This window comes from Rickettsia endosymbiont of Nabis limbatus (genome assembly GCF_965196655.1).
GTDB lineage: Bacteria > Pseudomonadota > Alphaproteobacteria > Rickettsiales > Rickettsiaceae > Rickettsia.
Genome location: NZ_OZ239771.1, coordinates 466,084 through 480,588 on the forward strand (window position 1 = coordinate 466,084; position 14,505 = coordinate 480,588).

Consider the following 14,505-nt stretch of genomic DNA (forward strand, 5'->3'; position numbering starts at 1 on the left):
TTAAGTTGACGCCCATGCATATTAAACAATTAAACAATATGTGACACATTTTATAGACTTTATACCAATAAATAGCAGAAACGTCAATTACAATAATGCCTATAAAAATAAATTTATTTCATTATTATTAAGTAGCTTAACATCAATTAGTTCTTTAGCGTAAGGCACTAAACTTAGAGTTTCAAATTCCAGCCAGCCATTATTTTCTTTTACATATATTAAATTTTCAATCCTAATACCATATTCCCCAGGAATATAAAACCCTGGTTCGTTATCGTTTTATTACGGAGATTTATACTTTGCGGTCCTTCATGAACGCTTAAGAAGCTTTCAACACCATGTGCCATGAGGATAATCTAGCGAATCTTGCCATAAACATAGCTAGAGCAATATGCCCTTTAAGCACCTGTGTATAACGCTTTTTCTGCTCATCAGTAGCCGATGCCTATCGTAATTGTTCTTGTTATATCAGAAGTAGCACCCTTATATTGACCGCCTGAATCGATAAGTAATATCCCCTGCCCCTCAATCTTCTTAGCGGTTTTAGCATCAGACCTATAATGAATGATTGCACTATTTTCCCTAAAGCCACAAATAGCCGGAAAGCTATCTGAAACATAACACTCCTGTTTAGCTCTATATTCGGTAAGTTTTAGACCAAGGTTATATTCATTTAATATTTTGTCATTGCGAGCAGTCGTAGACTGCGGGGCAATCTCCTCATATTTTCCTGAGATTGCTTCGTCAACGCTTTGCATCTTCTCGCAATGACGAGTACTTTCCTCCAAATCAGCAAAAAATTCACATAAAGCTACTGCATCTTTGATATGAAAATTTATTGCATGCTTAATTTCTATTTCGTTTTTACAAGCTTTAAGCATTAAACACGGATCTTTAGTTTTATGGACTTTTTTACCCTCTATCAAATCCATTATATGAATAGATGCTATGCTATCATCGATAAAAATATTATCCTGGTCCCTTAAGATGTTCTCAAATTCTTCTTCAGGTAAAATCATTATTTCAGGACGCTCTTTAATAATTTCAGCGTTAATTCTTGTAGGGTCAATAAACAAATATAACTTTTCAGGATTGATTATCACTTTAGCGAACATTAAAGGCGTATAAGCAACATCACTAGCCCGCATATTTAATAACCAACATATAGAAGAGCTATCTAAGATAATTAAAGAATATTTTTCGGTGTCCATTTTTCTGGATTTAGTTTCCACAAACTACGGAATGACATGTTACGGCATTTATCAATCTTCTCTATATGTGAGACACCTGCAAACTGGATATCATGTAAGTAAACTTGAGAATTTGGTTCAAATGGTTGATCTTGCCAAATTTTATCAATTAGATTACCATTAACTTTTTGTAATGTTAGGTTTAAATTTGCTATAGTGGGATAAGTAAATAATTCCGTATCATACCCTGCTCTACTTAAATAACTTTCCCAAGCAAATTTAGATACATCTTTTAAGTCAAAAATCTTAAAAAGCTGCGGGGCAAGTTCTTTACGTGCTTGTTCTAAATATCGACCATCAGTAAAGAATAGCACTATATCTTTGCATATGACAGCTATACCATTCGAGCCAGTAAAACCTGTAATATACTCAAGTCTCTTAGCATATTCAGGTACGTACTCGCTCATATATTTATCATTAGACGGAACTATATATCCATCTATGCCTTGCTCTTCAAATAAACATCTTAGCGAATTAATACGTTCTTTTACCATAAACTTTTTTTATTGCCCACCATCATTGCCAACTGTGTAAGCATACTGTATTTGATAGAATATTAAAACTAATAAATAAGAAAGTAATAAGATAAGTAGTAGAGAAATATGGAAGCGGGGCGTGGATCAGTTCCCCCTGTCATGCTGTGGCGGCATTGTTGTGTAGATCAAAAAATGCCCTAAGGTAGTCATACCGTGGCTTGCTAACTAACGCGAGTTTCGAATTAATATAGCATAGGATTTAGCATATCAAGAGAGATGTAATAGAAGGTTTATTATCAGACATTTGATAATTTATCAGTGCTGCAACCATATGCACAAAGGCATTTGTAACTGATCTATGCCTTGAATGCTCAAACTTCCCCAATAGTTTAATTTTACTAAACACAGATTCTATTAATGCTCTTTTAAGCAATAATATTTTATCCAACATAGACATAAGTTTATTTTTCATATTTTTCTTTACCCTAGTTACCATAAAAATTCCTTGCTCTAAAAGTTGTTGAAATAATTGTTGTGAAATATAACCACGATCTCCGAATACTTTACCAAAAAGATTTTTGATCATCAGTTCCAGCTGTTTTCTATCATCCTTATTGCCAGGGCTAAAAGATGCTTTAACTATACCACCGGCTCTATTAAGGGACTGTTGCGAGATGAGAGGGTAGCAGGTATAATAAAAAAATAAAAAATATGTTTATATGTCAGAGTATCAAATGCTAATGGTAAGTTTAGATGAGTTAGTAAATGCGGATCATCAATATCGTAAATTCAAAAGTTTATTCAAATTCAAAGCAGTTGAAGCTGAGTTATTAGCATTAGAATGCGAAGCTAATTATAAAGGATATGGTATAGAGAGGCTGTTTAAATGTTTGCTGCTACAATTTATGGAAGACTTATCTGATCGGGAATTAGAACGTTATTTAGCTGATAGCACAGCGGCGAAATGGTTTTGTAATTTTGCTCTTACAGAAAAGACACCTGATTATAGTGTATTTAGTAAAATACGTAAAAAAAATAGGTACTAATTTACTATCAAAAATATTTACAAAATTCCGCGATCAACTACGAGTACAAGGCTATATGGGTGAAGTATTTACCTTTGTAGATGCTTCTCATTTAATCTCAAAAGCTAATCTCTGGGAGGAACGTGATAAACTAAGAGCACAAAAATATGATAAATTGAATAATGAGACTTTGCCTAAGGTTGCAAAGGATAAACAAGCCAAAATTGGCTGTAAGGGAGGGAATAAATTTTGGTATGGTTATAAAAAACATGTGAGTGTTGATATTCAATCAGGCATGATCAATAAGGTTGCAGTTACCCCTGCAAATGTTACCGATAGCAAAGGTTTTAAGCATGTTATGCCAAGTTCTGGTGCTACATATGTTGATAAAGGTTATTGTACAATCTCTACCAAGAATGCAGCAGCTAAAAAGGGAGTCCATCTTTGTGCAATAAAGAAAAATAATATGAAAGATAAGAATTTTGACCTTGATAAATATTATACGAAAATCAGAGCACCTTTCGAGATGGTATTTTCAAAAGATAATAAGCGGGTTAGATATATAGGAATTGCCAAAAATCAATTCTCCGAATTTATGAATGCCATATGTTTTAATTTAAAACGATTAGTGGTTTTAACAACTTTAATGGCTTAAAGAAATTTATTAATAAAAATTCTAACTCTGTAAACAAATCTCTATTAAATTACTACACTATTGAATAACATTTATCTCTATATTAAACAGAATTTCTTTTTTAAAATATTTATTACCTCCTTTCCTCTTATTTTACTATCAAAAATTATCTTTCAACGACCCCATTAATTATTAGATGTAGTTTAAGTCCATAGAACCAACCTTTTGTTGTCTTACTGCGTGCTGCTATGCCGGCGAACACTTTATTCATTGAAATACGGTATCTCTTACATACCTCTATACTACTTGAATCTACAAAAGAAAGGCCATCACACTGATCCAAAATAGAATTGAATATCAGTACTAATAGTGGTAAATGTGGACCTATTATTTTTATAAATTGACTATAGCTTACTAATTGAAAATCTCTTTGATGATAAATCCATATTTGCTTCAGATAATAATTCTTAAAACAATCATAAGATGACTGCCAGTAGCCTATTATAATTGTTATTACCTCACTTCTGTTAAGTCGACTTTTAGGACCAGATTTGTTGTTATACGCGAGTTTCGTATTCAAAAAGTCGCTGTATAGCTGATAAACAGTGGGTTACGGGGATATTGATAATACTGTTTTTGTTATAAAGTGAGTACAAAATACAAATTGCTAATTAAAATATGGTATTTATAGTATAAGAAAAAAGTTTATAGGTTATTGAAAAAACTTTAAGAGCAATAACCTATGATAATGGATTTTACAGAAATATTTTGTTACGTCGATGATTTTTTTCAAGAATTAGACAAGCATACAAATTCAATTACTAACCATAACAACAAATCTGGTCCTAAAAGTCGACTTAACAGAAGTGAGGTAATAACAATTATAATAGGCTACTGGCAGTCATCTTATGATTGTTTTAAGAATTATTATCTGAAGCAAATATGGATTTATCATCAAAGAGATTTTCAATTAGTAAGCTATAGTCAATTTATAAAAATAATAGGTCCACATTTACCACTATTAGTACTGATATTCAATTCTATTTTGGATCAGTGTGATGGCCTTTCTTTTGTAGATTCAAGTAGTATAGAGGTATGTAAGAGATACCGTATTTCAATGAATAAAGTGTTCGCCGGCATAGCAGCACGCAGTAAGACAACAAAAGGTTGGTTCTATGGACTTAAACTACATCTAATAATTAATAGAGCCGGTGGTATAGTTAAAGCATCTTTTAGCCCTGGCAATAAGGATGATAGAAAACAGCTGGAACTGATGATCAAAAATCTTTTTGGTAAAGTATTCGGAGATCGTGGTTATATTTCACAACAATTATTTCAACAACTTTTAGAGCAAGGAATTTTTATGGTAACTAGGGTAAAGAAAAATATGAAAAATAAACTTATGTCTATGTTGGATAAAATATTATTGCTTAAAAGAGCATTAATAGAATCTGTGTTTAGTAAAATTAAACTATTGGGGAAGTTTGAGCATTCAAGGCATAGATCAGTTACAAATGCCTTTGTGCATATGGTTGCAGCACTGATAAATTATCAAATGTCTGATAATAAACCTTCTATTACATCTCTCTTGATATGCTAAATCCTATGCTATATTAATTCGAAACTCGCGTTTGTTATGGTTAGTAATTGAATTTGTATGCTTGTCTAATTCTTGAAAAAAATCATCGACGTAACAAAATATTTCTGTAAAATCCATTATCATAGGTTATTGCTCTTAAAGTTTTTTCAATAACCTATAAACTTTTTTCTTATACTATAAATACCATATTTTAATTAGCAATTTGTATTTTGTACTCACTTTATAACAAAAACAGTATTATCAATATCCCCGTAACCCACTGTTTATCAGCTATACAGCGACTTTTTGAATACGAAACTCGCGTTAACTAGATCCAGAAAATAATAAAAAATACTAATATTATTAGTATTTTTAACTGGATCCCGTGAATAAATCACGGGATGACAGAGACGAAACTGATTCACGTGGGCAATGCCATTACGGGGTGATAAAGGAAAAATTGAGAATTAAGCCGTAGCAGTCAAAGACCGCTTGGCAATAGATAGGATTGGATTAGAAATTTACTCGTACTTTTAAACTACCTGAATGTGCTTCATACTTCTTAGCAAAAGTAGCAGTATAATTAACGCCATATTCCATCATATTGTGTTTTAATGAAATACCAACACCTAAATTATAATCTACTTTATTACTTTTAAAGTTAATTGTTGGTAAAGTCTCATCTATACCTTGCAACTGAGCATTAACACTAGGAGTTTTATTTTTCAGAGAATAATTAACAAAGCTATATAATTCAGGTGTTATAGTTAACTTACCTTGATTTATATTCTTAAATGCTCTAACTCCTAATGTGCTGCTTAACTTATTGTAATGTTTCTTCGCAACATTTAAATTTTGAAAATTAGTCCCAGTTTCTTTATATCCAGAATCTTTAATTAAAGAACCTGTCATACCTAAACTTGGCGTAATATAGATGTCATTACTTGTATGATAATTATATCCTAAAGACACGCTACCGCTATATAAATGTGATTTATATTTGCTTGATGCTACTTCATTACCATTACGTACATTTTTACCTCTTATAACACTTTCTGCATAAGATATAGTACCATCTACAAACCAATTATAATTTGGTATATTATATGAACCATATAATGAGAACATATTAGTTCTAACTTTGTCTAAATTACCTGAATTTTGATTTTGCGGCTTTATGCTTGTGTAAGCGTTAGTATACGCTAAACCAAGAAGTAGATTATCGCTTACTAAGGTATCAACACCTATAGTATTACTATGTCCTTTTGTTTTATATCCACTAAAATATTCTGCTTCCTTATTATTTGCCTTATCTTTGCTGTGGCTAATTGATGCCCTAGCCCATACACCATGTTGCCATGTATCACCAGCAACATCATCATCACCTGCTGCTACTATTAAAGGTCCATTACTTAACCTGCTATGTATCGCACTCATTGCAGAATTATGAGTATCTGTTAATGCATGTCTTAATGCTGCACGTATAATTTCGCTATTTCGCTCTTTTGGGCGATCGATTAACTTAGAAAAAGCTTCTTTTAATTGTTGCTCCTCAAATTCATCAAGACTATCACCAAATTTTTCTGCTTCACTACCTGGTAATGCTTTTCTTAATTGCTCGGCAAATTTTTTATCTTTATCCGAATTAAAAACGTATTCTTCATTTTCATCTTCAAAATACTCTCTATTTTCTTGAGTAGCATGCTCTCTATTCTCTTGAGTAACGATACCTGCGTGTTTGTTACGAAGTGCTTGAGCATCTTTTATATTAGAAAGTAATGCTCTTGCTGATTCTAATGTCAACTCATCACCATTCATCTCTGCTAAAACTACAAGATCTTCAGCAGTAAATGCTCCACAAGAAGTACCATCACTTTGTTGACGTATTTGTAAGTCATGTATTGGTATATCACCCAATTCACCCCTTATTAGTTCTATTATTTTACTTAGTAAAGGTGTAGGATTATATGGATTACCTGTAGGATCGTTGTGATATAACTTAGCATTTCCTGATTTATCTCTACGTATTACTGCCGCAGTCCAATGTCCATCCTCACCCTTATTTCCATAAAAATTAGGTATTAGCAATTTTACATTCTGAATTGGAGTACCTAGATTTACTATCTCTTCAACATCATTAATAAAAAGCTGAGCCATAGTATTTATACCATCCTTATCAGTGTTTAATGGAATTGGTTGTACGAAATATATATTTGGATTATTGCCCATATGATTCTCTACCACATTACGAATATCATCACCAGTATATGATTGATTAGGATCAACTACATTGGTAGATAAAGGTCCAGAAAATGACATGCTACTAGTTAGTAACATTAAAGCAAGAGTACAGCGATTTAACTTATTAAACATATTAATTTCCCCAATAATTGATTTATTTTTAGTTTGATGCGTATCATATACATATTTCATTTTTTCGTCAATCAAAATTATTAATATGTTAATAATGTAAGATTTGACTATTGAAGAAAAAAGAAAGTTTTTAAATTTTGTATTTAAATACCTAAACTTGAGGGGATATAATCTTTATTATAACTTGACCTTTTCGTTTGATAAGCTACAAAAAATAGCCGATTGTACGGAATGGCTCCCCGGGCCGGACTCGAACCAGCGACCGAACGGTTAACAGCCGTTTGCTCTACCACTGAGCTACCGAGGAACATTAGAAGCATCTGAAAAATTCAGATAATTCCTTATAACAAATCTTTTTGTTAACGTCTAGCCTTTTCTTTCAATAAAATAAAAAAAGTTATAAAAATACGGCTAGACATATTTTAATTTAACCTAACTATGGTTTTGCTCATTTTTACTTTTGCATAATTTTTTTAGCTTTAGAAGCATCTTTCGGATGAGCAGTTTTCGATTTTGGAGCTTGCTTAGCTTTCTCTACCGCTTTTAACTTTGTTGGCTTTAAAACTTCTTTTTTTAAATGCTTAATTGCTTTTAAATCTTCTTCATTTAAATCTAATAAATTTGGTTTTTCTTTAGGTTTAGCTTTTTCTTTAGCTGGTGCTTTAACTTTTTTTGTCTCAACTTCTTTTGAAAAATCTATTAAATCTTTTTCACTATTAACTTCTTCATTTAAGCTTTTTATTGTTTTTATTAAGTGTTTTTTTGCACTAGGTCTAATCCCTAGAGTTTCTAGAATTTTGCTTAAAGTAGAACTAACTTTGTCTCGTAATTTAAATTTTTTTCCTCCTATTTTTCCTTCTTCACCTTTAAGAATTTTTTCAAAGTAATTAGGTTGTTCTTTCATTAATGATTTTAATTCTTGCTCTTTTATTTCAAAATAAGGATAAGTATATTTTTTAGAAATTACATTGGTTAATTTTATTTCAAGACCATACTCTTTTAAAGATTTTTGTCTTTTTAGCATCACATCTAATAAGCTATCTTTAACCTGCTGCGGGGTTATTTTTTCAGATTTTTTAAATAGTCCTGGCATAGCCTGCTTAGCAAAATCTGCTATTGCTTCATCGCTATAATATTTAGTTAGCTCATCAAAACTTTCATTAATAGTTTTGGCTAAATTGATTTTGGAAGCCGCAATTAAACTATCACCAAGTTCAGGACTTCTTCTTAATTTAGATGGAAATTCTCTAAAGTGATTAGTAGGACCAAAGCCAGGCAAATGCCTCATTCTTGAATGAGAATAAATTTGATTTGTTAATTTATCAAAACTACCAGCAAAATCAATTCTTACTAATTTAGGTAAAATTTTTGGATTTTTCTCATCTCTAATAACTCCTATATTTCCGACATGTATATCAAAATCACCAATTAACAAACTTGTCGGCATGATATTTTCAAAATTTTGATATTTAACTTCTTTAAAAGCATTTTCTAAAGTTCTAAATAGTTTATTTCGAGCTCCCATAAATAGTGGTCTGCCCCCATCTTTTCTAAACCAAGAACTTGGTTTAGTTTCAGCAGACATATGTTTATCCATATCCACATACATATCACTACTGTAATTCTTAAAGAATTCAGATCTAACATATATTTGCGAATCACTATTTTTAGATTTGCTAAAACCATCTGGAGCAATTAAACTAACTTCAGCACCATTACCAGGGCTTATTGCTGCAAAAAATTTAGACCCTAAAAATTCAGCTATATTTTTTGATGATGAAGCTTCTTGTTTTATCATTGCAGTAATGTTACCATCCGCACTTTGATATACTCCACCGTACTCTCCTGCTTCATTAGCCCCACCACTTTTAGGCTTTAAAAATTTCCAATCTTTAAAAGCTGATTTTTTATCTAAACTTAATTCAGGCTCTAAAGTTTCAACTCTATTTTTTAGTAATGGTTTATTGTTTGTAGCCATTTTTACCTCTCTAAAAATAATTTATTTTTTAAATATACCACAGATACTTCAAAAGTTGGTAAGTCAAATAAGCGGTGAGTCTGCGGAACGTAGATAAACTACGTGAGCAAAGACGAATCCCACAATTTGGCTAGCCAAATCTTGAAGTATCAAAGGTATAGTTCAGCCGCTTCAAGAGCTGCATAAGTAAATATACCGCTTGCCCCTGCTCTCTTAAAACTAATTAGTGATTCAAATAAACTTTTTTCCCACTCTAAAACTCCGGCATTTGCTGCAAGTTTTAGCATGGCATATTCTCCACTAACTTGATATGCAAAAATTTTAGTGTTAAAGTTATTAGCCGCTTCACGAATAACATCCAAAAACGGCATCCCAGGTTTAACCATAACCATATCTGCTCCCTCTGCTATATCATGTTCGATCTCAAGCATTGCCTCTTTGATATTACGCACATCCATTTGATAGCTTGACTTATCTAAATAAGTTTTTTTATTACTTTTAACTGCATCACGAAACGGACCGTAAAAACTAGAGGCATATTTAGCGGCATAAGCAAGTATTCCTACATTAGTAAAATGCTCTTTATCAAGGTATTCTCTTATAGCCATAATCCTGCCGTCCATCATGTCAGAAGGAGCGACAATATCAACACCAGCTTTTGCAAGAGTTAAAGCTTGGTTGCATAAGGCTTTTACTGATCTATCATTATCCACTTCACCGTTATGTATTACACCGTCATGTCCGTGCGTAGTATAAGGATCAAGTGCTATATCACATATTATACCTATATCAATATCGGCATTTTTAATATTTCTTATAGTACGACACATTAAATTATCTAAATTATAAGCTTCATCACCATTCTCGCTTTTTAAACTTTGATCAATACATGGAAATAAAGCAATAGCTTTAATACCGAGATCAACTGCTTTTCTTGCCGTTTCTATTGCCTGATCTATAGACAAGCGATATATATCTGGTAAAGTTTTAATTTCTTGCCTTTGATTATGTCCTTCCACAACAAATAGCGGTAATACCAAATCCTCTACTCTAAGGGTAGTTTCAGCAACTAAATCACGAAGCCAAGCAGCTTTTCTGTTTCTTCTAGGTCTAATAAGTGGGTACATATAAATTCTCTTGATTATTCAACATTCCTATTTTATCAACTTTACATATTGATTAATATCTAATATTATTTAATTTCATTAACCTATAAACATACTATAGCATGATAAAAAAATTATAATTTTCTTAGTGGTAGTAAATATTATATTACCTGCAAATGCAAATAATATAAATAAAAAAGAAGAAAACTTATATAACTTTAAAGATTTATCAATAATAATGCCTTCTTATGATAAATACTCAGAGTTATGGAATCCAGCTTTTGAAATCTTTTTTAAATATTGGTCTAGCTTAAATAATAAATATAGCAAAACTTACGCTATGTTTGGTTCTAAATATCGTAAAGATGGAGAACGAAGCTGTTGTTGCATATAGTCATCTAAAAGCCCTAACTTTATTTGGTAGACCGTTTTACCTATTTTATTTGCAGTTCTTTTGAGAAAAGTCCAAACTAGAAATGCACAACTAATGTGATTACGTTGGATACGCTGTTTTCTGCATTGGCAACGTTCTATACCAGTCAGTTGCTTAATTTTTCTATGCATGCTCTCAATTACCCATCGCAAGCCAAACTCATCTTGTGCAGCTTTAGAAGATTTTTGAGTTTTGTTATTGGTAACAACATAATCAACTCTGTTGGTAGAAACAGTAAATTTAAACAAATTAACATGCTTATTTTTGGCAAATCCTTTTATATGAATCTCCATTCCATTCTTAATTTCTTCATCTGAAAACGTCAACTTGCTAACAGCTTTATAAGGCTCGTAATCACACGTTTTACTAACATTTCTATTGGCTTTAATAGGGGCATAATAATATTTGCCCAAGGAGTCAACATGTTGCATAATTTTGTGTGTAGCATACCATGTGTCAAAAAGTACAGTTTGAAAAGGAATCTTTTTACTATAAACACGCGAGTTTCGTATTCAAAAAGTCGCTGTATAGCTGATAAACAGTGGGTTACGGGGATATTGATAATACTGTTTTTGTTATAAAGTGAGTACAAAATACAAATTGCTAATTAAAATATGGTATTTATAGTATAAGAAAAAAGTTTATAGGTTATTGAAAAAACTTTAAGAGCAATAACCTATGATAATGGATTTTACAGAAATATTTTGTTACGTCGATGATTTTTTTCAAGAATTAGACAAGCATACAAATTCAATTACTAACCATAACAACAAATCTGGTCCTAAAAGTCAACTTAACAGAAGTGAGGTAATAACAATTATAATAGGCTACTGGCAGTCATCTTATGATTGTTTTAAGAATTATTATCTGAAGCAAATATGGATTTATCATCAAAGAGATTTTCAATTAGTAAGCTATAGTCAATTTATAAAAATAATAGGTCCACATTTACCACTATTAGTACTGATATTTAATTCTATTTTGGATCAGTGTGATGGCCTTTCTTTTGTAGATTCAAGTAGTATAGAGGTATGTAAGAGATACCGTATTTCAATGAATAAAGTGTTCGCCGGCATAGCAGCACGCAGTAAGACAACAAAAGGTTGGTTCTATGGACTTAAACTACATCTAATAATTAATAGAGCCGGTGGTATAGTTAAAGCATCTTTTAGCCCTGGCAATAAGGATGATAGAAAACAGCTGGAACTGATGATCAAAAATCTTTTTGGTAAAGTATTCGGAGATCGTGGTTATATTTCACAACAATTATTTCAACAACTTTTAGAGCAAGGAATTTTTATGGTAACTAGGGTAAAGAAAAATATGAAAAATAAACTTATGTCTATGTTGGATAAAATATTATTGCTTAAAAGAGCATTAATAGAATCTGTGTTTAGTAAAATTAAACTATTGGGGAAGTTTGAGCATTCAAGGCATAGATCAGTTACAAATGCCTTTGTGCATATGGTTGCAGCACTGATAAATTATCAAATGTCTGATAATAAACCTTCTATTACATCTCTCTTGATATGCTAAATCCTATGCTATATTAATTCGAAACTCGCGTTAAAGAAGAAGAACGAGGTGCTACCAAACCTTTAACAGCTAAATCTACAACAAAAAAACTTCTAGAAAGTAAGCTCCAACCTAAAAAAACTAAGTCTAAAAGCAAAACTAAACAAAGAGGTTAGTAAAAACTTTTTGGGTCGATATCTATTTTTATATGACAAAAGGATGGAATTTTAATCAGTTCTAACCAAAATTTTAAATATTTTTGCAAATTAAATTTTTTATCAGCAATAATAAGTATTCGAAAACGATATTTACCAGCAAGTTTTGACATTAACGAGCTTGCTGGTCCCAAAATTTTCACCTGTGCTTCTGGAGCAATTCGTACCATATTCTTAGCAACTTCTAAAATTTTATGCTCATTTGTGCCGGATAAAATTACTGATGCCATTTTCGAGAATGGCGGCATATAGGCAGCTTTTCGTACTTCTAACTCATTGACAAAGAAGTTATCTTCCCGCTCATCTTTAATATAGCTAAAAATAATATTATCAGGATAATAGCTTTGTAAATATACCATACCTTTAGAGTTTCCACGCCCTGCTCTACCACCTACTTGATGAAGCAACTGAAAAGCCCTCTCACTTGATCTAAGATCAGCATGATTACTTCCAAGATCGGCATCGACTACCCCAACTAAAGTAAGATTTGGAAAATGATAACCTTTTGTTATCATTTGTGTTCCTATTAATATATCAATTTCTAGATTTTCCATTTGATGTAGAAGCTGAGCTATCTTTTCTGGATTTTTAACATGATCCTTACTTATCACAGCAATTTTACTATTTGGAAAAAGCGTTTTTGCCTCTTCTTCTATCCGTTCTATTCCAGGACCACAAATAGCTAGCGATTCATCTTCTAAGCATTCAGGACAAGAATCAAAAATCTTACTTTGATAACCACAATGATGACATTCAAGCTTTTTAGAAGCTTTATGCACTACCATCCAACTAGAACAATATTTACAAGTAAATCTATGACCGCAAGATTTACATAGCATTAGAGGGGCATAGCCTCTTCTATTAAGGAATAAAAGCGTTTGCTCTTTGTTTTCTAGATTCTTTTTGATGGCTTTTATTAAAATATTAGACAAGTAACAATTTTTAGGTAGCTCCTCTTTTGTCATGTCAATCATTTCAATATTCGGTAAAACAGCGTTTTTATATCTACTACTTAAATTAATTAAACTATATTTTCCTATATTTGCGTTATACATTGTCTCAATAGAGGGCGTTGCCGAGCATAAAACTATTTGTGCTTTATCAAACGTACTTCTAACTATAGCAGTATCTCTTGCATTATATAACACACCATCATCTTGTTTATAAGAATCGTCATGCTCTTCATCAATAACTATTAATCCAAGGTTTTTAAAAGGCAAAAATAAGCTGCTGCGAGCTCCAATGACTATTTTAACCTTATTATCTAATATACCTCTTAAAATCATTTTCTTTTGAGCTTTTGTAACACTAGAATTCCATATTATAGGATCAAACCCAAAACGCCCCTTAAAACGATTAATAATTTGCGTGCTTAGTGCTATTTCTGGAAGCATTACAAGTGCTTGCTTACCTTTCGCTAAATATTCTGCTATGAGATGAAAATAAACTTCTGTTTTACCTGAACCAGTAACACCTTTAATAAGGGTTGGTTTATTACTATTGTTTAACATTTGTAATGCCTGTTTCTGCTCTTCTGATAAATCAGGCAACGTAAAATTATTATTTATTTTCTGTTCTTTAACTTTAATTGGCTTTTCACCTATATCTACCGGTAGTACTAATTTAGCTATACTACCAAGCTCAGCCATGTAGTAATTACTCATCCATTTAATTAAGTCTAAAACTTCTGAAGTTATAGTTAAATTTAGCGGTATTTTTTCTTTTATAGTTTTTAGCTTCTTTACTTCAGGAACATTAGCAAATTCCCACACTATGCCGGTTAATTCCTTATTTCTAAAAGGCACTATAACAAGATCACCAATATTTAAAGATAAATCTTCAGGGATTAAGTAATCTAGAGGGAATAATTTTATCGCCGGTAATAATATCTTCGCTATTTGCATATATAATTTGTTTTATA

9 protein-coding genes, 1 tRNA gene and 3 pseudogenes are annotated in these 14,505 nt (G+C 31.6%); 4 read left to right on the forward strand and 9 right to left on the reverse strand.

What is annotated here, in order from left to right; genetic code table 11:
• Window positions 1–111: 111 nt before the first annotated feature.
• Window positions 112–1,744, reverse strand: a pseudogene (locus tag ACOAL3_RS02720) (aminopeptidase P family N-terminal domain-containing protein); the annotation flags it as partial.
• Window positions 1,745–1,985: 241 nt separating this feature from the next.
• Window positions 1,986–2,387 (reverse strand): annotated as a pseudogene (locus ACOAL3_RS02725) (transposase); the annotation flags it as partial.
• Between the two features lie 58 nt (window positions 2,388–2,445).
• Between ACOAL3_RS02725 and ACOAL3_RS02730 the strand changes: the two are divergent.
• Window positions 2,446–2,772 (forward strand): transposase, encoded by a 327-nt coding sequence (locus tag ACOAL3_RS02730; protein WP_419235314.1) that lies wholly within the window; start codon window positions 2,446–2,448, stop codon window positions 2,770–2,772.
• A complete protein-coding gene (locus tag ACOAL3_RS02735) occupies window positions 2,735–3,406 on the forward strand; it encodes a transposase (protein ID WP_419235315.1) in 672 nt (223 codons plus the stop codon). The genes ACOAL3_RS02730 and ACOAL3_RS02735 overlap by 38 nt, the downstream gene beginning before the upstream one ends.
• Before the next feature lie 145 nt (window positions 3,407–3,551).
• Here ACOAL3_RS02735 and ACOAL3_RS02740 read toward each other — a convergent pair whose 3' ends face one another.
• Entirely contained in the window at window positions 3,552–3,965 is a 414-nt protein-coding gene (locus ACOAL3_RS02740) for a transposase (protein WP_419235316.1), read from the reverse strand.
• 162 nt (window positions 3,966–4,127) lie between these two features.
• On the opposite strand from ACOAL3_RS02740, the gene ACOAL3_RS02745 reads away from it, so the two are divergent.
• Complete coding sequence (locus ACOAL3_RS02745; protein WP_419234519.1) at window positions 4,128–4,985, forward strand: IS982 family transposase; 858 nt, start codon at window positions 4,128–4,130, stop codon at window positions 4,983–4,985.
• A 492-nt stretch (window positions 4,986–5,477) separates the two neighbouring features.
• On the opposite strand, the gene ACOAL3_RS02750 is transcribed toward ACOAL3_RS02745, so the two are convergent.
• From ACOAL3_RS02750 to ACOAL3_RS02770, 5 genes and pseudogenes are all read right to left on the reverse strand, one after another.
• On the reverse strand, window positions 5,478–7,412 hold the full coding sequence (locus tag ACOAL3_RS02750) for an autotransporter outer membrane beta-barrel domain-containing protein (RefSeq protein ID WP_419235317.1): 1,935 nt from the start codon (window positions 7,410–7,412) through the stop codon (window positions 5,478–5,480).
• 157 nt (window positions 7,413–7,569) lie between these two features.
• Window positions 7,570–7,644 (reverse strand) — tRNA-Asn (locus tag ACOAL3_RS02755).
• A gap of 147 nt (window positions 7,645–7,791) precedes the next feature.
• A complete protein-coding gene (locus ACOAL3_RS02760) occupies window positions 7,792–9,315 on the reverse strand; it encodes a hypothetical protein (RefSeq protein WP_419235318.1) in 1,524 nt (507 codons plus the stop codon).
• A 149-nt stretch (window positions 9,316–9,464) separates the two neighbouring features.
• Entirely contained in the window at window positions 9,465–10,442 is a 978-nt protein-coding gene (gene hemB / locus ACOAL3_RS02765; protein ID WP_395477584.1) for a porphobilinogen synthase, read from the reverse strand.
• Window positions 10,443–10,754: 312 nt separating this feature from the next.
• Window positions 10,755–11,360: pseudogene (locus tag ACOAL3_RS02770) on the reverse strand (transposase); the annotation flags it as partial.
• A 172-nt stretch (window positions 11,361–11,532) separates the two neighbouring features.
• Between ACOAL3_RS02770 and ACOAL3_RS02775 the strand changes: the two are divergent.
• Window positions 11,533–12,390, forward strand: coding sequence for an IS982 family transposase (locus tag ACOAL3_RS02775; protein ID WP_419235320.1), 858 nt, complete (start codon window positions 11,533–11,535; stop codon window positions 12,388–12,390).
• A 151-nt stretch (window positions 12,391–12,541) separates the two neighbouring features.
• Here ACOAL3_RS02775 and ACOAL3_RS02780 read toward each other — a convergent pair whose 3' ends face one another.
• Entirely contained in the window at window positions 12,542–14,488 is a 1,947-nt protein-coding gene (locus ACOAL3_RS02780; protein ID WP_419235321.1) for a primosomal protein N', read from the reverse strand.
• Window positions 14,489–14,505 lie beyond the last annotated feature (17 nt).

Bases quoted from the DNA above. Each gene is read 5' to 3' on its own strand.
- hemB (WP_395477584.1), bottom strand. From the start codon at position 10,442: ATGTACCCACTTATTAGACCTAGAAGAAACAGAAAAGCTGCTTGGCTT.
- ACOAL3_RS02730 (WP_419235314.1), top strand. From the start codon at position 2,446: ATGTCAGAGTATCAAATGCTAATGGTAAGTTTAGATGAGTTAGTAAAT.
- ACOAL3_RS02745 (WP_419234519.1), top strand. From the start codon at position 4,128: ATGATAATGGATTTTACAGAAATATTTTGTTACGTCGATGATTTTTTT.
- ACOAL3_RS02760 (WP_419235318.1), bottom strand. From the start codon at position 9,315: ATGGCTACAAACAATAAACCATTACTAAAAAATAGAGTTGAAACTTTA.
- ACOAL3_RS02780 (WP_419235321.1), bottom strand. From the start codon at position 14,488: ATGCAAATAGCGAAGATATTATTACCGGCGATAAAATTATTCCCTCTA.
- ACOAL3_RS02775 (WP_419235320.1), top strand. From the start codon at position 11,533: ATGATAATGGATTTTACAGAAATATTTTGTTACGTCGATGATTTTTTT.